Consider the following 22,455-nt stretch of genomic DNA (forward strand, 5'->3'; position numbering starts at 1 on the left):
TTTGGTGTCACTGCACGTCTCAAGCGACCTGACACTGCCACCATATTCAGTGACGGTCGTCTCCAAGTAGCGGTGGGTATCCACTGACCTTGCACCCTGAACGCAGGTGACATCCGAGAGTCTGGTCATGGTGGCTCCAAGGCGTGCGCAAGCTCAAAAGGGGTCGCATCGGCCACCTAAATTTCTAGGAGCGTGCTGAATAAGTCATGTTTCAAGAAAATCACAGCTCTCTGACCTGGACTTTTAGCATCTCAGTTTGGCAATAATCGGGCTTATTTAGCACGCTCCTAGCCAGGGGCCAACACCGTCCAAGCTCGCGTCACTCCTTACCACCAAAGGGCGCATGAATGCGCTACTCGCCGATGAACGCTCGGGCCGGGTGTCTGGCGCCACCGACGCAAACGGTCAGACGGGAGATGTCGAATGACTAAAAGACATCGCCTCACCAACCCAGCAAGGACGCGGAGAGCAATCGGACCACAATCCACACAACACCTCGTTGAAGCTGCCGTGAGCGCAAATGCCACCCTTGAAACTGTCTCGTTATCGACTCAGCCTCACCAGGGACTCTGCGGTGGGCGCTAGAGGACTCGAACCTCCGACCTCAGCCGTGTGAAGGCTGCGCTCTAACCAACTGAGCTAAGCGCCCGCGAAAAATAGATCATAGTGACTCCGAGAGTTGAAGCTGTCCTCGAAGCGCCTCTGGGCCCATTGGGCTAGCTGTCCTAGACACCACGGCGAAACTCCTCGCAAAACCGAGCGCATGAGCCCTCAACGCTAAGGAGACTGAGCAAGAGAGGTGAAGACAAGGAGAACGAGATCAGGGTTCGACCAAAGCCTGGGAAAGACCTTGGAACATGACCCGCAAAGCTCGTCCAGTTCTCTGATCGATGTGTCAAACGAGTAGCCAAGCAGTTGGACATCTCAAGGAGCCATCGATCCAAATGGGTGGATGTATCACGTACGGTACAACGAGCAGCGTTTGGCGGCGACCCTGAGGATCGCCGCCAAACGCTTTAGGTGCATAGGTCAATCAATGAGCTGTGATCGGCCACTGGGCCAATCCACTCGTGTGGCCAGCATGAACGGGCCCTATGCCGGTCAGTCGGTCACGGCTTCGATGGTCTTGTCCTCAGAGGGTCGTCGATTGCCGATGGCGAACCCAGTGACGGCACCGATCAGCAAGGCCATAATCCCAACCACCATCGCCACATGCAGTCCTGACAGGAAGGCGGCGTGCGAGCCATTGGTGATCGCGGTCTGCAATAACGCCGGTATGTGTGCCACCCGCGGGGCGGCACCCTCAGCGATCAGTGGCTTAGCGGCTAGTAGCTTCGGTGCGATAGCGCTCGGGACACCCGCCTTGGTCAGCTTACCGACAAGGGTGGAGCCGACACGATCGAGCAAGACCGAACCGAGCACGGAGGTTCCAATGACACCGCCGATCTGCAATGCCGTTGACTGAACACCACCGGCGACCCCAGCGTCCTGTGACGGGGCATTCCCGACGATCGCATCAGAGGTAGCAGTGAGCACAAATCCAACGCCGAGGCCCAGAATAATGAATGGAACCGCAAGCAGGAGATAGCTCGAGTTGACCTCCAATCTCGTTAAGGTCGCTAGACCAGCGGCGGCAAGCAGCATACCGATGGTGACTGGAAAGCGAGGGCCAAAGCGCTGATTGAGGACGGCTCCAAGGGGGGCCGAGACGACGAACATCGCCGTCAGTGGCAACAGGCGAACACCAGCCTGAATTGGGCTGTATCCATGAACCTCCTGGAGATACAGCGACACGAAAAAGATAACCCCGTAGAAGGCAAAGAAGTTCAAGATCACGCTAATGGTGGACATCGAGAGTGCCCGACTGGCGAAGATGCGCAACGGCACGAGCGGATTGGTTACACGGCCCTCTGCGAAGACGAAGAGGGCGGCTGCAATAATGGCCCCACCGAAACAGGCAAGTGTCTTGGCGTCCAGCCAACCCCATGTCTGGGTTTTGATCAGCCCGAACACCAGCAAGAACAGTGTCGCTCCAAGCGTCACAATCCCGGCAAAGTCCGGTGACTCGACATCATGCTCACGACTCTCTCGAAGCACAAGGACGCTGATGACAATGCCAATGATAGAAACCGGAACATTGAGGTAGAACACCCACTGCCACGAAACATCCTGGACGAGTAACCCACCAACTATCGGACCTCCGGCAATCGCCACCGCCGAGGCCGCACCCCAGATACCGATGGCGGTATTGAGTTTTTCAAGTGGGAAGGTCTTACGCAAGATCGCCAGCGTATTCGGCATGATCATTGCACCAAAGGCGCCCTGGAAGGCACGAAACATGATGACAAGACCAATAGATCCCGATAACCCAACACCCGCACTTGCCAGCGCGAATCCGGCCATCCCAATGAGATAGATCTTTCGCCGTCCTAGACGGTCGCCCAACTTCCCAGCTGGGATCAGGAGTACAGCGGTAACCAGGAGATAGCCGTTGGTAACCCACTGAAGATCTGACAGACTCGCGTGTAAGCCGCGAGCGATAAAAGGGTTCGCGATCGATACGACCGTGGCGTCGAGACCGACCATGATGACCCCGAAGGCAACCGCAACCAGTGACCACCACGGGTTGCCACGTAAACGACCCTTATTTGTACCCTGCATATGTGACGATTCCATCGACGCTCCTTTAACGAACTTCAACTACGGACTTATTACACCGCCGCGATGACAACGTGGGGACCCATCCGAGCCGACTACTTTGTCAGTCACTGCCATTTCTAACGACCACCCTAGCCGATTTGTTCCCATGTGCGTCCTTGATTTCACGGCTCTAAGTCTCCCAACCTGTAGCAATGATGAAAATCAGTCGAGAGCTGCGGAAACATGTCATCCGATCGGTTGACACGCAGCCTGGCGGGAACGTTTTGAGGGGGCTACACTAGAGCCCTGATGACACCGCTCCTGCCCCCCGAAGAGACCATCGCTGCCGTACGAGATCGACGTGCCCACTCCTACAAGTGGCGTCGCTACGGCGCTGATATCGTGCCAGCCTGGGTCGCTGACATGGACTTTCCACCTCCACGCCGCGCGCTCGAAGCTGGTATCGCGCTCCTCGAGGCCGGTGATACCGGCTATCCCTCGCCCGATCTCGTCAACGATTATGAAGCGGCCTACCAAGCGTGGGCACAAACAAACTTTGGAACCCAGCCAAACAGCCTGAGAACCGTTGGTGATGTCGTTGCCGCGCTGCGCATCATCGTGACGGCCGTCACCGACCCGGGAGCCGGCGTTATTGTCCTTACACCCAGCTACCCACCGTTTTTTAGCGTCGTGGCCGGAGCAGAACGCCAACTGATCACGGTTCCAATGCTCTATGAGAATCGGAAGTACCACATTGACATGGAACGCCTTGCCGAAGCCGCTGATGACCCCCATACCCAGGCCATCATCGTGTGCAATCCGCACAACCCAACCGGCCGCGTCTTTACTGGAGAGGAGCTCGTCGGCATTGCAACCCTTGCCGAACGCGCCAACCTCACCGTGATCTCCGATGAGATTCATCAGGATCTACGCGGACCTAACACTCGCCACATTCCCTTTACCTCGCTGGACCACCCGGTTGGAGGTCGAGCGATTGTCCTCTCCTCACCGTCCAAATCCTTCAACATCGCTGGTCTCAAGGTTGCCCACATCGAGCTCCCGAACGACCAACAGTTGCGCAATCGCATCGAGGCCAGTGGGCTACTCACACTGTCTCAGGCGACGTCGATGGGGCTCATCGTTGGCACCCAGGCCTATCGCACCGAAGGAGGATGGCTCACCGAAGTGAATGCGATGATTGACGATAACTTTCTCAGCGTCGCCAAGGGACTCGGTGATCTCGATGTCCTCACACTCGCTGAGCGGGAGGGTACCTACCTGCAATGGGCGCAACTTCAGCGACTACCCGAGGGCCAATCCGCGTTCACGCTGCTGCTCGATCGAGCCCATGTGGCCGTGGGAGCTGGTGAAGACTATCTGCCGGGAGCTCCCTCCTATTTCCGCCTCAACCTTGCCGCCTGGCCGTCGGCGGTTGCGACCATGATCGAAAGGATCCACGATGCGCTCAGTTCCCTCTAAACTCACGCAAGCTCGCCTACACGACTGGAGCATCGATGGCGTCGAAGCCGACACCATCCCCTACCTGGCGCGCTTCTTCGGCGCGCTCGCGGAGCCAACTCGTCTCAAGCTGTTGCTCGCCATCGATGCCGCAGGGAAACTTGGCGCTACCGAGTGTGTCAAGGCGTCGGGGCTCTCCCAAGGACGCACCTCGGTCCATCTGGGCTGCCTTGCCGCCTGTGGGCTCATTGCCGTCGAGCGTGTTGGTCGTCGCAAGTACTACCGGATTGCAGACCCGCTCATCCCCAACATCCTGCAGCTCGCCAGTCTGCATGCGAAGGACAATATCGCCAGTATTGCCCAATGCCAGCACGTGCACTCAACCGCGTCATAGCACCTCACCGTTCTAGTTGCTCACTGCAATCCAGGCAGCGTCGATCAACGACTCCAATCACACCCATTACCCTATGGTGCTAACGCCACTAGGCGCTGTTGATGACGAAATCGATCGCGGGTACCTACAGAACGCCGCGCGACACCCAGTCATACCTGCGTTGTAGCGCTGCTCAAGAGACCGCCTGCATCGATGAGAACCAGGGCATCGAGCATCTGATCGATGAAGTCACCCCCGTTCACCGACCACTGATCGAGCACCGTCTCGGTAACCATGAACAAAACATTAGCGATCAGCGACACCCGAGGACTCTCAATACCGACCCCGAGCCGATCGGCTATGATCGGGCGAAGTCGAACCGCCGATTCCCAGCCGTCGACCAGCCAACGCGCCCGAAGCGACGGTGTCGTGGCGAGTAGCTGTAGAAGTTGGCGATCTTGTTCTACTTCAGTTTCACCCTGCACAGCGCGGAAAACAACCTGCACCGACTCGAGAAGACTTTCGCTCCGTGGGCGCATAGCCAGTGAGGCCAGCAGCTGGTCGATCTTGAGCCATAAAAAGCTCATGACCACCTCTTCCTTGGTGGCAAAGTAGCGAAAGAAGGTTCGTGGAGAGATGCCAGCTGCTTGGGCGATCTCCTCCACCGTCGTGTGATCGAAACCCTTGGCAACAAAGAGTTCCGCCGCTCTCTGGGCTAACAACGCACGCGTGCGTTCCTTACGCTCTTTGATCGTCATCAACGGCACTCTATCGCTGTTGGTACCGCTGTCGGGCCGAACCGTGATGCGAACCTCCCCGGCGAGCTATCGCCACAGGAGCACTCGTTCAGGTTGCCTGGGTCCCTGGGTTAGTGCAACAAGCCACAGCAAAGCCAATGACGGCGTGCTGGTGCTGGACGCACAACGGTGTCATCCCGCTAGGCTTGCCCAGGTATGGCCGCCCCACTATCAAAGCGTGAACGTCAGTTTGGCTTCGGCATCGTCGCAGCGACAGCCGTAGCCTACATCGCCATCTGGACACCGGTGATCATCGGCAAAGTCAAGCCGGCCAAGAACGCATCGTTTCTAGATAACCCAGCCGTTGCCATCACCGAGGGTCTCCTGCTCATGGCGATTACCGCGGTGATGATCTATCGCAACCAACGTCGCTTCGCCGGTGTTGGTGCCATTATCGTGGCGCTCGGCGCTGGTTGGGGCAGCTTGGTGCTGTTGGCCTTCCCTCTTATGGCTTGGGGCGTCTACGCTGGCTTTAAGGTCGACAAAGCTCAGGTCGAGGCACGTCGCCTCGCCCGTCAGGCCAAAAAGGCTGGGCTTGCACCTCCTGGCAGCTCCGGTGGTGTCGCCAATGGATCGAGCATCGTGAACGCCAGCCAACGGCCACGGCCCACGGCCTCCAAGCGGTATACGCCACCAAAACCACCGTCCAAACGCGAGGCGCGACGTAGGCGCAACAGCCGCCCCTAGCTCGACGTAAACTGGCAAGACACATGACGGGAATACTTCGGTGCTCGATTCTGCGCTAAGCGGCAAAACGCTCTTTATAACCGGTGCGACCGGATTTTTGGGGACGGCTCTCGTCGAGACGGTGCTGCGTGCCCTGCCAGAGACCAACCTGGTGCTCCTGATTCGCCCCGGGCGCAACATCAGCGCTGAGGCGCGTGCTGACAAGGATCTCTTTCGCAATAACTGCTTCGACCGGCTTCGCACGACGCTTGGCGCCGATGGCTTTCGCGACGTCGTCGCCACCCGTGTGCGGATCGCCGCTGGCGATGTTGGAACCGATGGCCTCGGCCTTGATGCCGAGGGGCAACGGCTCTTGAGTGAGGCCGATGTCGTCATCCATTCGGCCGCCACCGTCAGCTTTGACGCCATGTTCGACCAGGCGGTCGAGATCAACTTGCTCGGACCCACCAGAGTCATGCATGCCTACCAAAGGGCCCGCAGTGGTCGTGAGGATCCAGGTCACTTCGTCTCTGTCTCCACCGCTTACGTCGCTGGATCACGCAAGGGCGATGCGCCCGAGCTCTCCCTCAACGACCAGCCTCACTACCCAGAGATCCCTTGGCGCCACGAGGTCGATGCGGCACGCGCCCAACGCATCTCCACCGAGGCCTCGAGCCGAGAACCAGACACGCTGGCCGAGCTGCGCGAGGCAGCAATCGCCGAACTCGGCGCCGCCGGTGTCGCCCTGCTCTCGGAGAAGATCGAGCGACTCCGGGCAGACTGGGTGAAAGACGAGATGGTCGCCAAGGGCCGCGCACGGGCACAGAGCCTAGGTTGGCCCGACGCCTATGCCATGACTAAGGCGCTTGGTGAGCGGCTCTTGGAGGCTGAACGTGCTAACGTGCCGCTCTCGATCGTGCGACCCTCCATCATTGAATCAGCGCTTCGCGACCCCTACCCCGGTTGGATCCGTGGTTTTAGGATGGCGGAGCCGATCATCATCTCCTTTGCCCGAGGTCTCTTGAAGGACTTCCCTGGCGTGCCCGAGGGCGTCGTCGACGTCATCCCGGTCGATCTGGTCGTTGGAGCGATTTTGGCTGCCGCGGCGCATCCCCCGGCAACCACGAGGTTCTACCATTCGGCATCTGGGTCACAGAATCCGCTCAAGTATCGCCAGCTCGTCTCGCTCATCCGGCGTTACTTTGGTGCCAACCCGCTCTATGACGACATCGGTCAAGCCATCGCGATCCCCGAATGGACCTACCCCGCCAGGGGCCAGGTCGAATCGACCCTCCGACGATCCAAGCGCATCGTCGATACCTCGACCAAGATCATCTCCAAGCTGCCACTGAGGGCAAACTTCACCGAGTACCAGGACCGCCTAGCCGAAACACAGCAGGGCCTCGAGCGCGCTGGGTCCTACGTCGAACTCTACGGTGCCTATGCCGAATGCGAAGCGATCTATCTGGCCGACAACTTAATGGAGCTCGCTGCCACCCTGGATGACACCGACCGAGCGACCATCGCAATCGATCCCCATCTCATCGATTGGGAGTCCTTTGTCCTTGAGACCCACCTCCCCTCGGTGGTCGAACATGCTCGTGCGCGAACTCGGCCAAAGAGCAGCGCGCCCAAGCGCGTCTCCCGCGAAGATCGACTGCGTTCCTCCCTCCTCACCGGCCACCGCTTGGCAGCCTTTGACCTTGAAAACACCATTCTGGCCGCCAACGTAGTCGACTCCTTCGCCTGGCTAGCCACCGCCAGTGTCGAGGGTAGTCATAAGCTCGCCATCGCCGCCTCTCTGTTGGCGGAGGGACCAAAGCTCCTCGCGCTCGATGGCCGAGACCGCTCAGACTTCCTGCGCTACTTCTACCGACGCTATCGCGGCGCTGAGCTCGCCGAGCTTGAGCGACGCGCACCTGAATTCCTGACCGGCTACCTCCTACGCAAGTCCTTCCCGCTTGGGCTCGCTCGGGTCCGAGCGCATCGCAGGGCGGGTCACTATACCGTATGCATCACCGGCGCACTCTCCTTTGCCGTCGCACCCATGGCACCACTCTTTGATGAGATGCTGGCACTCAACATGGCCACCGATGCCGATGGGTACCTCACCGGTGACGTACCCGGTGCCCTGCCGATCGGCGAGGCGCGTGGAGACCTCCTGCGTAAAGTGGCCACCAACCATGGGTACAAGATCGAAGAGACCGTGGCCTATGCCGACTCCGCCAGCGATCTCCCGATGCTCGAGGCCGCCGGCACTGCCGTCGCTGTGAACCCGGATTCCAAGCTGCGCCAACTTGCAAGGCGTCGCGGGTGGCTCATCGAAGAATGGTCCCGTGCCCAGGGCTTTGGCAATATCTTTCTCCCGATCGGACGGTCACTTTGAAAGCGCTCGTGATCAGTCGTTCACCGGCTCGGTTCCTCACGGCCCGCGTACTCAAAGATCGACTCACCGACAAGGCGATCGAGTCGGGACCACTCGCACTCAAAGACGTTGACGTACCACGACTGCCTTCGTCTGACTGGGTACGGGTGCGTCCACTGCTCTCAGGTATCTGCGGCTCCGACCTCGCCACCGTGTTCTTCCAATCCTCGCGCTACTTCGAGGCGCTGACCTCGCTTCCTTTCACCCCTGGGCACGAGATCGTCGGCGAGCGTGTCGATGAACCGGGCAAACGCATCGTCATTGAACCGGCACTTACCTGCGCCATCCGTGGCCTCGCCCCCTGTGAGTTCTGCGCCAGTGGACAGACCCAACGCTGTGAGTCCACCACCATCGGTGACCTTAAAGAGGGAATCCAACTCGGCTACTGTGCTTCGACCGGTGGCGGATGGTCGAACGAATTCATCGCCCATGAACGCGCAATTCACTCGGTGCCCGACGCACTCAGCCTTGAAGACGCGGTCATGATCGAACCTTTGGCCTGTGCCATCCACGTCAGCCTTCGACCAACCGTGCGTCGCGGACATCTCGCCATCATTGGAGCCGGCACCGTCGGACTGGCGAGCCTCGCAGCCTCTGGCCTCCTCGGCGAGTACGACTCGATCACAGTGGTCGCCAAGCACCCGCTCCAGCGCCAACTGGCCAAGGAGCTTGGGGCCCACCAGGTGCTCTATAGCGACGAACTGCTCAGCGCAGCTCGTCGCCTGCATGCGAGCCAGCGCGTTGGCCGCTATCTCAGCAACGGCTTCGATATCGTCATCGATGCGGTTGGGTCGACGACGAGCATCGAGTCCGCCATCGAGTCGGTTCGCCCTGGTGGCGAGGTGATCATCGCCGGCATGCCTCCACGCCAGCCCCTCGATCTTGCACCCCTGTGGCATCGCGAGGTCACCATCAAGGGCGCCTATGCCTATGGAACCGAAGAGCTTGATCCTGGGACCGCGAGCCGTCTCGGCCTCGCTGCTACCGATACGCACCCACGCACTTTTGCGCTCGCCATCCACGTCGCCGAGCAGTTGCGTCTCGGACGCCTCGTCACCCACCACTACCGGCTCAACGAATACGTCCCTGCACTTCGTAAGGCCTATCACGGTGGTCGCGAGGACGCCATTAAAGTTGTCTTCGATCTCACAAAAAGAAAGTCGGTACACGATGCCTAGACCCGGATTTGTTCTCGAGGTTGACCGCGCGACCCCACCGACGCTCTTCTGGCACGGGGAGTCCTTCCGTCTAGAGCGTCTACCGCGAGGCTCGCGGATCCTCTACCCGCCGGAGCCTCTCAATCCCATCACCGATGTCCGAGCCGCCATCAACCAAGCGCTGGAGCACCCCGTTGGGGACGCCCAGCCGCTCTCGAGCCTGTTGAACCCCAACATGAAGCTCACGATCGCCTTCGATGATGTCTCCCTTCCGCTGCCGCAGATGACGGCACCCGATATTCGCTCACTGGTGATCGAAGCGGTACTTGAACGTGCCGCCGAGGCCGGAGTGACCGATGTCGTGTTGATTGCAGCCCTTGCCCTCCATCGGCGTATGACTGAGAACGAGCTACGCCATGCCCTCGGCAACCGGGTCTATAACGCGATGGCTCCCCGGGGCCAACTCACCCAACACGACGCCGAGGACAAGGCCAATATGACCGTCGTCGGGGAGACCGACCGGGGAGAGCTGGTAGAGCTCAACCGTCGTGCGGTCGAGAGCGACCTACTCGTCTACGTCAACATCAACCTCGTCTCCATGGACGGGGGACACAAATCCGTCGCTACCGGACTTGCCGGCTACGACTCGATCAAGTTTCACCACAACGTCAACACGATGGTGCATTCGCGGTCGTTCATGGATCGACACAACTCCGAGCTCCACTCGTCGAACTGGCGCATGGGACATGTGATCAAAGATGCAGGAGTCAAGATCTTTCAGATCGAGACGACTCTCAACACCGCGACCTTCCCGGAGAGCTTTCGCTTCCTGTCCAAGCGCGAGTGGGAGTGGAACCTGCGTGACCGGGGCAGCTTTATCGCTGCCAGCGAGGCGCTCAAAAAGACCCCTCCGCACCTCGCTCGCCAGATCTTTCAATCGGTACGATCCCCCTATGGCGTCACCGGCATCACCGCTGGTGAGGTCGAGGCGGTCCATGAGATCACTTTGGACCGTGTCTACCAACAGCAACTGGTGCGGGTTGATGGCCAATCCGACATCTTGACCCTTGGACTCCCCTTCATCGGCCCCTACAACGTCAACTCGATTATGAATCCGATCCTTGTCTATTGCCTCGGCCTTGGCTACTTCTTCAACATGTACCGCAACAAGCCTTTGGTGCGCAAGGGTGGTGTCGTCATTTTGTCTCATCCGAATCGCCCGGAGTTCGACCCAGCATTTCATCCAAGCTATGTCGACTTCTTTGAACAGGTCCTCACCGAGACCACCGATCCGCTGGTGATCGAATCCAAGTACGAAGAGTCCTTCGCGCGCGATCCCTGGTACATCCACCTCTATCGGACCGGCAACGCCTACCATGGGGTGCATCCGTTCTACATGTGGTATTGGGGGGCCCATGCCCTCGACCATCTTGGTGGCGTGATCGTCCTCGGTGGTGACCCAAAGACGACCCGCCGCCTCGGCTTCCAAGCAGCCTCGACGATGGCCGACGCCCTTGAGATGGCGCGCTCCATCGTTGGTCAAGACCCGAGCATCATGCACCTGCACTCCCCTCCCTTGGTGATGGCTGATGTCTACTAAGCCCTCGATGAGCTCGCTGCTCGGCTTCATCCTTCGTCGGCCAACCCCGCCGCAATCGATGATTCCACCGCGAAGCCATGCCACCGGCACCAACTATGACACCAGCTTTTCGCGCAAGGAGCCGGTTCGAAAGGTCCGCGCGCTGTTGCTCGACGCTGGCATCACACCCTTGACCCGTGCGATCACGAAGCCAACCACCATCAACGCCTCGGCACTTGATGGCTTAGAACGTCCGCTTATCTTCGTGGCCAACCACCAGAGTCACCTGGACACGCCGCTCGTCCTGGCGGTTTTGCCACCCCAGCTGCGCCACCACACGGTGGTCGGAGCCGGTGCAGACTTCTTCTTTGACCGCAGGACCAAGGGCTTCTTCTCCTCGACGCTGCTCGGCGCTATCCCTATCGACCGCGTTCGCCCCTCGAGAGCCTCAGCGGAGCTGGCGATCCAGCTCCTTGAGGAGGGTTGGAACCTCGTGCTGTTTCCCGAAGGGGGTCGAACGCCGGATGGTCTCACCCAAGAACTGAAGTCTGGTGCCGCACAGATCGCCATCAAGGTCAGCCGCCCGGTGGTGCCTCTCTTTATCGACGGCACTTACGAGATCTACGGCAAGACCAACGATCGGATCCATCCCGGCTCCACCACCGTCGTCATCGGCGAACCGCTCTTTCCCCGCGGCGGTGAAAAGGTCGCCGAGCTGAACGAACGTATCACCCACGCCCTCGGAGTCCTTGGGCGAGAGGCGGCAACCGACTTCTTTACCGCCAGACAACCCGAGCGTGCGCTCCCGTTCCCTGCCCCATCGCGAAGTTGGGTCGAGGCGTGGCGATCAAGTGACCATCGCCACCATCCCGACAGTGAGCGCAAGTGGCCAAAGATGTTTGGTTCCCGCAACTAACGCACCTCGATCCCCAGTGCAAGATTGCAGACCAATCGTTTGTTGGTGACATCGTCCCCACGTGACTTCTTGTAGTCCGCGCCCAGCGCCATGTGCGACGCGATCCCTATCGACGAGATCTATCGTGGCCCACCACGGGCGTGGTACACTTTGACTCAATGCCCACGGCACGGCACTAAATGCCTGCCTCGGAAGCGACCTATCCTCTTCCCACCAGGCTCAGACGTCTTGAAAAGATCACTAGCCTCTCCTAGCACTGGAGACACCATCGTGGTACTCGTCGTCGCCAAAGCGACGCCGACCCACAGCCTCGGCCGATGTCATCTCATTGGCCACTTCGTCTCGTCTGAGGAACCTACGTCGACTCCATCAACCGCAACCCGGTTGGAGCAATTGAGTCAAACGACGGTGCGAGCTCGATCTCAAACACGGCCATCGAGGCGGGGAACAGTGAGCGAGAGAAAAGAACCGGATGATCACCCTCATCAAAGGTAATACGCTCACACATCAGGCCAGGAGCACCGGCCACCACATTGAGCAGTTGAGCGTCGGCATCAGAGATGCTCGCGCCAGCAATCGTCTGCACCGCGCGCTTCAACGGACGCCGGAGCAATCTCGATGAGCTCAACAACTCATAGAAGGAGCGATGCTCAAGGTCCTTGATCGAGAGGCCTCGGCCGAGGTAGGACGGAATCCAAACCGTCACCTTGGCAAACGGCGTCCCATCAGCTAGATTGACCCGCGTCACCTCGAGTAGCTCACCACCACCGAGCACTTCTTCCAAACGCCCGGTGGCCTCGATCACCCTCGAGGCGATAATACGCCGCCGAGGGACAACGCCGATCTCCTCGAGCTGTTGTTCGATGGTCGAGAATTCACCGAGCACCTGCCGCAACGGAGCTCGGGTGACGACCCAACCCCTGCCCTGCTGTGACTCGACAAGGCCCTCGCCACGCAGGATCTCAAGCGCCTTACGGACGGTAATACGCGACACGCCAAACCGTGAACCGAGATCGGCTTCGGACGGGAGTAAGTCGCCGTGACGAAAATCATTGGCAGCAATCTCAGCCCTAATTTCGTCAGCAACGCTTACGTATCGAGGTACACGCACATGTCTTATACTTGTATTCTATCACACAATCAGTGGCGGCCAAATCACAGGATCGGACGCTGGCCCTGAATGCTGGCCCCAAAATACTGGAAAAGTTCGCTGATACAACGCCGAGGTGGACCGCCTCGGTCAGCACCTAACTAACCTCGGGCAACCGAATGCCCCGACGATCAAAGACCACGAACCGAGGGGCATGCGGGCACGGCCCCCACCCGCACGGCTAGGCAATGCGCGATCTGCGTTACTCCATGCGTCACGCTTAGGTTTGGCCACTCAAAGCACCGATGACTTGTCTATGGACGAAAGCCCCAAGCGGCAGCGACGGATCGCAGCAGTGGTCGAGGAGTTCGAGCGTGACATCAACGCGCTCCTGATCACTTCGCGGAATCAGTGGGCGACAGAGCCTCGACAGCACCCTGAATGAATCGTCAGACGCAACTACCAGGTTGAAGCGCCAGCTTGACCGACGAGCGCACCCACCGACTCGCTCCATGGGTTCGATTGCCCGGCTCGCAAATAAGGGACGAGTCCAACCCAACACGCTAAAACAATGCACCGGCGTTGCACCTGTCTTAAACTTGTATTATACTTGTGGGTACCGACGAAAGGATAACGATGACAACCGTGGACGCATCAACCCCCGTAGCCAGCGTAAACAAGCTCTACGAGCGATTCCAAGAGACGAGCGAGATCGGCCGTCAACGACTTGGGCGCGGGCTTACCTTCGCAGAAAAAGTGCTCTTTGCCCACTTCCTTCACCCCGAAGGCACAGAGCTCGAGCGGGGACAAAGCTATGTCGAGCTCATGCCAGATCGCGTCGCCATGCAGGATGCGACCGCCCAAATGGCCCTCTTGCAGTTCATGACAGCCGGGTTACCACAGGTAGCGGTGCCCGCAACCGTCCACTGCGATCACCTCATCCAAGCACAATTTGGAGCGACCACCGACCTTGAGACCGCCGAGGTGACGAACAAGGAGGTCTACGACTTTCTGCGCTCCGTCTCAGCCAAATATGGTCTCGGCTTCTGGGAGCCAGGCTCAGGCATCATCCACCAGGTCGTCCTCGAGCAGTACGCCTTCCCAGGTGCGATGATGATCGGGACCGACTCGCATACCCCGAACGCTGGTGGACTCTCCATGGTGGCGATCGGTGTCGGCGGCGCCGATGCGGTCGACGTCATGGTGGGGATGCCTTTTAATGTCCGCCTGCCAAAGCTCATCGGCGTGCATCTGAAAGGGGCACCAACCGGTTGGACCGCAGCCAAGGACGTCATCCTCCGCGTCGCCGAGATTCTCACCGTCAAAGGAGGCACCGGTGCGATTCTGGAGTACTTCGGCGAGGGAGCGCGCGCCCTGTCGACCACCGGCAAAGCCACCATCTGCAACATGGGCGCCGAGATCGGTGCTACTTGTTCGCTCTTCCCTGCCGACGAGAACTCGGTCGCCTATTTGCGCTCGACCGGACGCGATGCAATCGCCGACCTCGTGGCCTCGCACCTGGCAGATCTCACCGATGATCCAGAGGTGGAGCAAAACCCGAAGTTGTACTTCGACCAGGTGATCGAAATCGACCTGAGCACCCTCGAGCCCCAAATCGTAGGACCAGGGACGCCAGACCTCGGCCGTGGCGTCAGCGAGATCGGTGCCGAGGCTACCGAGAAGGGGTGGCCAACGGAGCTTTCGTACACCTTGGTTGGCTCGTGCACCAACTCTTCCTATGAGGACATCGCCCGTGCAGCGTCGATTGCACGTTGGGCAAATGAGCGAGGTCTCAAAGTCAAGAGTCCACTCTTAGTCACCCCTGGCTCAGAACGCGTGCGCGCCACCATTGAGCGCGACGGACTCCTCGATGACTTGCGTGCCATCGGGGCGACTGAGCTCGCCAACGCCTGCGGTCCTTGCATCGGACAATGGAAGCGCACCGACAAAGCTGCAGAGGGAGTCAACTCGATCCTCACCTCGTATAACCGCAACTTTCCCAAGCGTAATGACGGGAGCGCCGACACCCTGGCCTTTATTGCATCACCTGAGATCGTTGTCGCCTACGCGCTGGTCGGCCACTTCAACTTCAACCCCCTCACCGATGACATCGAAGGAGAACGTCTTCCGCAACCAACCGGCGAACGACTCCCGGCGCAAGGGTTTGCCAGTGAACAATCAGGCTTTCGGGCACCGCCAAGTGATAGCTCAACCGTCGTGGTCAAGGTGGACCCATCCTCTGAGCGGCTCCAACTCTTGGAACCCTTTAGCCCCTGGGATGGGAAGGATCTCCTCGGACTCCCCGTGCTCATGAAGGCGGTTGGCAAGTGCACCACCGACCACATCTCCGCCGCTGGACCCTGGCTTCGCTATCGAGGCCACCTGGACAACATCTCCAACAACCTTTTCCTTGGCGTGAACAACGCCTTCGGATCGGTCGCCGGCAAGGGCTGGTGCAAGATCCATGAGACTGAAGAGTCGCTACCGGAGATCGCCCGCCATTACAAAGCTGCAGGCATCGCCTGGGTAGCGATTGGCGACGAGAACTATGGCGAGGGATCGTCCCGTGAACACGCGGCGATGGAGCCAAGGTTCCTTGGTGCTCGCGCGATCATCGCCCGCTCCTTCGCTCGCATCGCAGAGACCAACCTGAAGAAGCAGGGAATCTTGCCACTGACGTTTGCGGATCCAGCCACGTATGAGCTCATCGAACGCGATGACGCGATCGACATCGTCGATCTTGCCAATCTCGCGCCCGACACTCCTGTCCATGGCAAGATCCATCATGCCAACAGAGAGACGGTGGACTTCGTAATGAACCACACCCTCTCACCCACCCACATCGAATGGTTCCATGCTGGGAGTGCGCTTAACATCATTCGTGAGCGTGCTCGCTAGCACCTGACTGACGGTCGAAGATCAGCCCAAAGTACACCCGAGCACAGTCGACCGAACTTCGGTCGACTGTGTGGTGGTCTGACCATGGTGGAGGTCGCCCGTCGTCGTGAGTTCTGAGGGTCGACCGCTTGCACACCCTAGCGCTTGCGGACTGTGATGAGATCAAACGATCATCGAGCCTCCGGCCTCGGGGCGGTCGTTTCTCGGTGTCGCTGTGATCAGGGCGCCTCGGGGATCGACGCTCTATTTCGAGTTCGGTCGTCCGGCGAGCGCAACACTGAAAGTCATCATCCCCCATCGACACCGGTGCCAAGAATGGATGGGAGAATGCCAGGCTCGCGACGAGCACTGCCACCGATCGGCCCCCGTCGGACTCTTCCAGCAAGAGTTCGGGTTGGATTTGTGCTTGTTCGCATCGATGCTCCAAGGTTCGGGTGATCGCCAACGCACCGTACCAACAGCGTCGATGGCCTCACTACCCGTTTGGTAGCGCGCCGGAGGCACCAAGGCCGACAACCCAGGTTTGGTAGCTCACCGATGTCTCGGCGTCCAGAGACTAGCGATTTGGTCCTGACACCGTTCATGGTGGAGCTTCCAATGCGGCGCCGACGGCTCAACCGCGATCCCCACCCGAGCCAGGAGCAGTTGCGCTAACCCAGGGTTTCGAGCCAAGACCGGACCATGCATGTACGTGCCGATGATCGAAGCGTGGATCACGCCGTCGTAGCCATCGTCACCGTTCCCGTTGCCATGCCGCACCCTGGCCAGGGGTTGGGCACCGTCATCGAGAATGGTCATGCCGCCATGGTTCTCAAAACCCGTCATCAACGCCTGCGAGATCCCGATCAACGGCTCGGACAACACCTCTCCCACCATCCGCTTTGGGGCTGGAACACTCTCGATTGGGAGTAGCCCAAGCCCAGCGAGAGTCTTGCCTTCGGCGACGAAGCTGCGACCCAGGAGCTGGTAGCCAGCACAGACCGCTAGAATCGAACCCCCGCGCTCAACCACGTGGTGCAGCGGTGAGCCCTCTCTCAGGCGTCGAGCCGCCAGCGACTGGGGGCCATCCTCACCCCCGCCAAGTAAGTACACATCACCATCGAGCGGTACTGCCTCGTTGACTGAGACCGTGACCACCTCCGGCGTCTCCCCACTCCGACGAACGAGATGGGCCAGGATGCGGGCGTTTCCATGGTCGCCGTAGGTGCCAAGCACCTCGGGGAAGATGGAGACGATTTTTACACTCACGATACCACCCCGGCACCGACTCCCTGGATCGCCCCTAGCTTCTCCAAATCGCTCACCAACGCGCGAAACGCGGTGTAGTTGCCAAGATAGAGGATGCGATTGCCACCCACCGAACCCGTCGGGTCCACCGATCCCTGGCGGCGCGCAGCCAATCGAAGGGCCTCAACCTGAGACGATACGACGGTGACGTCAAAGCCCGCCACCTCAAGGCGCAAGGCAAGATCGGTTGCTCGCTCCCCCGTTGCAATGACCCGTGCCGAAGACCGCGAGCCATACAGTGTTTCAAAGTCGACATCCCAGATCCAGGAGGTGTCGCACCCGTCCGCTACACGGGCATTGAGCCCAAGCACAAGCTCACCCTCCAGGGCACCGATGAGACTGAGATTGGCGTGCCAACCCGCAGGGTTCTTAGCGAGATAGGTGACAAGCGATGGCGTCGTTGCCAACTTCGTCAACCACCAGGTCCCAAAGCGCCCATCAACACCGGTGGATACCGACACACGTCCAATGAGCTCCCCAAGCGGTTTGCCGGTCGCCTCACCAACAGCGACGGCCGCCATCAGAGCATTCAAGAGGTTGAACCCCCCAGGCAAGCCTGGGTCAAGAACGCCAAGCGAGATCCCTCGCGCCCTCACGCGCCTCTGTTCGTCTACCTCGTAGTCCGCCTGTGGCTCCGAGAGGCCACAGGCCTCACAACTCCATTGGCTCTCATACGTCAGCTCGCCCGTACATCGCGGGCACGATTGGGCATCCTGGTGCCAGCCCTCAGGGCCTTTGACCCAGATAGAACGCCGAAAGAGATTCGCATTCGCGACGATCAACGGGTCGCTAGCGTTGGCCACCACCGTCTCGATCACCGCAGCCGACTCGGCGATCCTCGCCGCTAATCGACGCACCTCGAGGTTACGATCCAGTTGATCCCGTGACATATTCAACCAGACAAGGACGGCCGGCGCAAGACTTGTCGCCACCGATGGCACGTACGCTTCGTCAACTTCAAACACAGCACCGGTCGCATGCCCATTACCCTTGGCCAACACCGTAGCCACACCCCACGGAAGGTTCGATCCGCGATTAGCCAGTGCCTTAGGACCCAACAGCGCCCGAACGAAGGCGGTCGTCGTCGTCTTACCGTTGGTGCCGGTTACTACGATGGATCGTGTTGCAAGACCCTTGGCGTGCCGATGGGAGAGAAAGTCAGGGTCGATCGCCAGAGCGATACGCCCGGGAAGGGTCTGCCCTTGAAAACCCGGCACGAACCTCGCAGCCAAAGCACTCACGAGTGCCGCGCGGCGCGCCAAATCTGTCCGGAGAGAAGGGTTCATAGTTCCTTAAGCCTACCCACTAGCTTGGGGGCCTCATCAAGGTGACCTTGGCGCCCCCCAGAAACGCACACCCTATCCAGAAAGGTGTCGTCCAGGAGAGCGAGCGCACGAAAGGTTCATAACGGCGTGACACAGGGCTACGACCGACTCGGTACCGATGAGCCTGTGCACGTTGCACCGTGCAACAAACCCTGCAAACAGCCCTGTCAAGTTGTCATTTTTCGCGCACCGCCCAAACCTGATGTGCGGCGCAGAACCGACAAAAATTGAAAGGAGCCGGCAGGGGGGTGCCGGCTCCTTTTAGGAGCAACGGTTTGGGGGGGGAACCATCTCCGTTGCTGTATTACATACTAACCACCACCGGCCCCGAATCCAAAGCATTTTTATGATACTTCATATCACTTTTTCCGATAGGCTAAGCGCATGGAGCTCCGCCAATTACGTTCGCTCCTCGCGGTCGAAGAGGCAGGTAGCTTTTCTGCAGCCGCCGAGGCACTCGACACGGTACAGTCGAACATCTCGAGTCACATCTCACGCCTCGAGCGCGAGCTCAACACCCTGCTCATCGACCGTCGCACCGGTACCCTCACTGAAGAGGGAGAGATCGTCGCTCGCCGGTCTCGCCGACTCCTTGAGGAGCTCGAGGAGATCTACACCGATCTCGATGGCCTCAAGGCCGACATCACCGGCCGGGTTCGCCTCGGCATCATCGCCACAACCGCAAGCTGGCTCCTCCCTCTTTTGCTTGATCAACTGGGCTCCGCACACCCCAGGATTGAGCTAGAGATCGCCGAGGGCACCGCTGCCTCGCTTCAGCGGCGGCTGCACTCTGGCAACATCGACCTCGCGCTGCTCACTACCCCACTTACGATCGATGGTCTCACCTTCGAGTCCCTCTTCACTGAGACCTACGTCCTCATAACCGAGCCCGAGCATCCCCTCGCTCACCAGGAGTCGATCTCGCTCTACGAAGCCGTCCAGTATCCCCTCATCGTCCCGCCCAGCCACATAGGCTTTAGAGAAGAGCTCGAAGCCATGGCTGCTACGCGGGGCCTCCAACTCAAACACACCGCCGAGATCGATGGCCTACACGTCGTTGCCATCCTGGCGCTTGGGGGCTACGGCTCTGCGATTCTCCCGTCGAGCGCCATCCTGAGCCTCGTGCAGCCAACCCCCCGAGTCTCGATCCCAATCGTCGACCTCAACCCCCGGCGGGTAGGCATCGGTCGATACCGCAATCGCATCCAATCGGCCGCCTCCAAGGCCGTGGTTGAGACGCTCGTCACCATCCTCCGCTCACCAAAAACCTCGCTCCCGGAAGGCATAGCAAGCGCTATAAGGAATCCAGAGCGTTCCCGGGTTTGATATAAGTCAGTTAGCGCAAAAAACACTCAAGCTGCCTTTTCATGTCTTGTCCGGCGTCGTAGACTAAGAACGTAGAAGAAGGAGGAGCAATGGCAAAGTTTTGTGACCAGAGGATTGTGATCGTGACCGGGGCAGGTCGTGGCATTGGGCGTGCACACGCGCTGCTCTTTGCTGAACACGGAGCCAAGGTCGTCGTCAACGACCTCGGCGCGGAGGTCGATGGATCTGGCTCTGGCAGTGGACCCGCAGGCGAGGTTGTCGACATGATTCGGGCCTCTGGCGGCGAGGCGGTCGCTAACGGCGACGACGTCTCCTCCTGGGAGGGAGCGCAACGCATCGTCAACACCGCCATCGACACGTTTGGCGGACTCGATGTCTTGGTTAATAACGCCGGCATCCTCCGTGATCGGATGATCATCAACATGACCGAGGACGAGTGGGATCTCGTCATCGGTGTCCACCTCAAAGGCACCTTTAATATGATCCACTGGGCGGCGAGCTACTGGAGAGAGCTCTCCAAGGCCGGCACGCCGCGCGATGCCCGCATCATCAACACGACCTCAGCCTCAGGGATCTATGGCAACGTCGGTCAAGCCAACTATGGCGCGGCTAAGGCCGGCATTGCATCGCTGACCAACATCGCCGCCATGGAACTCGGTCGCTACGGGGTTACCGTCAACGCCGTCGCCCCAGTTGCGCTCACGCGTATGACTGAAAATCTTGGAATAGTGGCCGATGACGACGTCAAGGCCAAGGAGCAACTCGCACCCGAGAACATCTCACCACTCGTCGTGTGGTTGGGCTCTGATCGTTCCCGCTCAATCACCGGTCGCGTCTTCGATGTGGCCGGGAACCATGTCGATGTCGCCGAGGGCTGGCATGCCGGACCAGGCGTCGACGCCGCTGGCGTACGGTTCAGCGTCGAGGAGTTGGATCCCCTCATGGTCGATCTCGTCGCCAAGGCGCGTAAGAACGCGGATATGTCCGGGCACGAACCAGCCTAACGATCACTTTGCGGCCACATCTAGCCGTTCTCGCTCGACGTGAATTCCTTCGATGTGGCCGTTTGCGATGTGGGGAGTGTTTCATGTGGCCGCTTTCAACATGACCGGACTCGAGTCGTTGGTGAGTCGGCCCCGAGCAAGCCGATCAGAGTCCCTAAAGGAGTTTGACGGGCCCAGCCACGCGCTCGCGACGAAAACCACAACGGCTCTGAAGCCAACGCTGAAAGCGCCAACACTCGCGACACGTCCTTGTCCTGCTTGGGATCTGCCCCGTTTTGACCGGTCCGGCCCCATGTCTCGCTGGCCGCTCATGACTGGGTTGGACCGTGCAATCAGATGGCACGACTCAACGATGCGGACAGACTCGATGAATTACGTCAACCAAGTCGCCGCTAACTGTCACCACGCACCAATTCACCCCGTCGCTCGCGACAGGTCGTGCTTGCCAGCGGTTGGTCGAGCTCTCGGTCGGCGCCGACACCTCGCAGCTAGTTGGGCCGACGCCACTGACGACGAGAACCACGGCCTGGCGGCGTGCTCTCGTTACGCACGACGATCGACCGCTCAAGGACAAGGACAGAGCCAACCAACCCAGCAACATTGAGCCATCCATGGACATCCTGGGGATGGTTAGGGTTCTCGGTGGACCTCAGTTGCTCAGGTACCCATTGCCTCCCCATACCCAAAGGTGCCCCGTCCCTACCACGCAAGGCCAGAGGCCAAAGATCATCTGGATTGAAGTTGGGTTCGCACACGATCTCGGAGACAACACGACCCGGGTCCGCCAACAGCCGCCCCATCGTGATCAGGGGGCCACAACTCCTAGACTGGTTACATCATGACTATCACAGCACGTTATCGGTCCACGTCGATCGACAAGCGCGTGCTAGAACTCTTTGCCCTGGTTGGCGATAGCTTTGTTGGTGCCAAAGAGGCCCTCCTGCATAGCGATACCTCAATCGCCACCAGGCTTGTGGACCGAGAGCGCCATATCGATGAACTCTATAGCACCCTCCAAGGTGAGGTGAGCCAACGCCTCATGGACGATGACCACAAACCTGGCGAGTTGCACTATCTCGTCGGCATTGTGCGCATCATTCCAGAACTCGAACGCAGTGGTGACCTCGCCGAACATATCGCACGCAAAGCCGCCCTCGACCTGACCCGTGACCTGAAACCTCGCTGTCGCGGCATCATGGAGCAGATGGCCGAGCTGGGTGCATCGATGTGGACCCAAGCCTCCGTCGCCTTCGACGTCCAAGACCCGATGGTCGCGGTCCATCTCGACCAGCTCGACGAGAGCCTCGACGACCTGCATGTCTCCTTCATGACCGAAGTTGCCTCATCACAACCACCGATCGCCATCGCGATGGAGCTCGCATTGGTCGGACGTTTCCTCGAACGCTTTGGCGACCATGCCGTGAATCTCGCACGCACCACTGCAAGCCTCATTACTCAGGTCGATCCCTACCCCAAAGCGAGCTCTGAGGACTAACCACCAGCGATGCACACTC

General features: G+C 59.7%; 16 protein-coding genes and 1 tRNA gene. 11 read left to right on the forward strand and 6 right to left on the reverse strand.

Annotation, left to right across the window (positions count from 1 at the left end):
- Positions 1–575: 575 nt before the first annotated feature.
- Positions 576–649: transfer RNA gene (locus tag MP439_05850), tRNA-Val, on the reverse strand.
- 452 nt (positions 650–1,101) lie between these two features.
- Entirely contained in the window at positions 1,102–2,676 is a 1,575-nt protein-coding gene (locus MP439_05855; protein MCI2975584.1) for an MFS transporter, read from the reverse strand.
- A gap of 273 nt (positions 2,677–2,949) precedes the next feature.
- Between MP439_05855 and MP439_05860 the strand changes: the two genes are divergently transcribed.
- Together MP439_05860 and MP439_05865 are read left to right on the forward strand one after the other, a co-directional pair.
- The gene (locus MP439_05860) at positions 2,950–4,119 is read left to right on the forward strand and encodes an aminotransferase class I/II-fold pyridoxal phosphate-dependent enzyme (protein ID MCI2975585.1); all 1,170 of its coding nucleotides are present in this window, start codon (positions 2,950–2,952) and stop codon (positions 4,117–4,119) included.
- On the forward strand, positions 4,100–4,492 hold the full coding sequence (locus MP439_05865) for a metalloregulator ArsR/SmtB family transcription factor (protein ID MCI2975586.1): 393 nt from the start codon (positions 4,100–4,102) through the stop codon (positions 4,490–4,492). Before MP439_05860 ends, MP439_05865 begins: the two co-directional genes overlap by 20 nt.
- Before the next feature lie 149 nt (positions 4,493–4,641).
- Here MP439_05865 and MP439_05870 read toward each other — a convergent pair whose 3' ends face one another.
- On the reverse strand, positions 4,642–5,229 hold the full coding sequence (locus tag MP439_05870; protein MCI2975587.1) for a TetR family transcriptional regulator: 588 nt from the start codon (positions 5,227–5,229) through the stop codon (positions 4,642–4,644).
- 195 nt (positions 5,230–5,424) lie between these two features.
- On the opposite strand from MP439_05870, the gene MP439_05875 reads away from it, so the two are divergent.
- From MP439_05875 to MP439_05895, 5 genes are read left to right on the forward strand one after another with little or no spacing between them, the layout of a single operon-like run.
- Entirely contained in the window at positions 5,425–5,955 is a 531-nt protein-coding gene (locus tag MP439_05875) for a hypothetical protein (GenBank protein ID MCI2975588.1), read from the forward strand.
- A gap of 40 nt (positions 5,956–5,995) precedes the next feature.
- The gene (locus MP439_05880; protein MCI2975589.1) at positions 5,996–8,320 is read left to right on the forward strand and encodes an HAD-IB family phosphatase; all 2,325 of its coding nucleotides are present in this window, start codon (positions 5,996–5,998) and stop codon (positions 8,318–8,320) included.
- An 8-nt stretch (positions 8,321–8,328) separates the two neighbouring features.
- Positions 8,329–9,537 carry a zinc-binding dehydrogenase gene (locus MP439_05885; protein MCI2975590.1) on the forward strand — a complete coding sequence of 403 codons (1,209 nt, stop codon included), beginning with the start codon at positions 8,329–8,331 and terminating at the stop codon, positions 9,535–9,537.
- Positions 9,530–11,116, forward strand: coding sequence for a nickel-dependent lactate racemase (locus MP439_05890; protein ID MCI2975591.1), 1,587 nt, complete (start codon positions 9,530–9,532; stop codon positions 11,114–11,116). The genes MP439_05885 and MP439_05890 overlap by 8 nt, the downstream gene beginning before the upstream one ends.
- Positions 11,106–12,011 carry a 1-acyl-sn-glycerol-3-phosphate acyltransferase gene (locus tag MP439_05895; GenBank protein ID MCI2975592.1) on the forward strand — a complete coding sequence of 302 codons (906 nt, stop codon included), beginning with the start codon at positions 11,106–11,108 and terminating at the stop codon, positions 12,009–12,011. The genes MP439_05890 and MP439_05895 overlap by 11 nt, the downstream gene beginning before the upstream one ends.
- Positions 12,012–12,366: 355 nt before the next feature.
- On the opposite strand, the gene MP439_05900 is transcribed toward MP439_05895, so the two are convergent.
- On the reverse strand, positions 12,367–13,122 hold the full coding sequence (locus MP439_05900) for a GntR family transcriptional regulator (GenBank protein ID MCI2975593.1): 756 nt from the start codon (positions 13,120–13,122) through the stop codon (positions 12,367–12,369).
- Between the two features lie 615 nt (positions 13,123–13,737).
- Here MP439_05900 and MP439_05905 point away from each other — a divergent pair.
- Positions 13,738–15,999 (forward strand): aconitate hydratase, encoded by a 2,262-nt coding sequence (locus tag MP439_05905; GenBank protein ID MCI2975594.1) that lies wholly within the window; start codon positions 13,738–13,740, stop codon positions 15,997–15,999.
- Between the two features lie 531 nt (positions 16,000–16,530).
- Here MP439_05905 and MP439_05910 read toward each other — a convergent pair.
- Positions 16,531–17,247, reverse strand: a complete 717-nt coding sequence (locus MP439_05910) for a glutamine amidotransferase (GenBank protein ID MCI2975595.1) — start codon at positions 17,245–17,247, stop codon at positions 16,531–16,533.
- Entirely contained in the window at positions 17,244–18,572 is a 1,329-nt protein-coding gene (locus MP439_05915; GenBank protein ID MCI2975596.1) for a MurT ligase domain-containing protein, read from the reverse strand. The genes MP439_05910 and MP439_05915 overlap by 4 nt, the downstream gene beginning before the upstream one ends.
- A gap of 423 nt (positions 18,573–18,995) precedes the next feature.
- On the opposite strand from MP439_05915, the gene MP439_05920 reads away from it, so the two are divergent.
- The 3 genes from MP439_05920 to MP439_05930 all read left to right on the forward strand — a co-directional run bounded on the left by MP439_05920 (position 18,996) and on the right by MP439_05930 (position 22,436).
- Complete coding sequence (locus tag MP439_05920) at positions 18,996–19,937, forward strand: LysR family transcriptional regulator (GenBank protein ID MCI2975597.1); 942 nt, start codon at positions 18,996–18,998, stop codon at positions 19,935–19,937.
- 89 nt (positions 19,938–20,026) lie between these two features.
- Positions 20,027–20,941 carry an SDR family oxidoreductase gene (locus MP439_05925; GenBank protein MCI2975598.1) on the forward strand — a complete coding sequence of 305 codons (915 nt, stop codon included), beginning with the start codon at positions 20,027–20,029 and terminating at the stop codon, positions 20,939–20,941.
- An 838-nt stretch (positions 20,942–21,779) separates the two neighbouring features.
- Entirely contained in the window at positions 21,780–22,436 is a 657-nt protein-coding gene (locus MP439_05930; protein ID MCI2975599.1) for a hypothetical protein, read from the forward strand.
- Positions 22,437–22,455 lie beyond the last annotated feature (19 nt).

It is taken from the genome of Ferrimicrobium sp., assembly GCA_022690815.1.
GTDB lineage: Bacteria > Actinomycetota > Acidimicrobiia > Acidimicrobiales > Acidimicrobiaceae > Ferrimicrobium.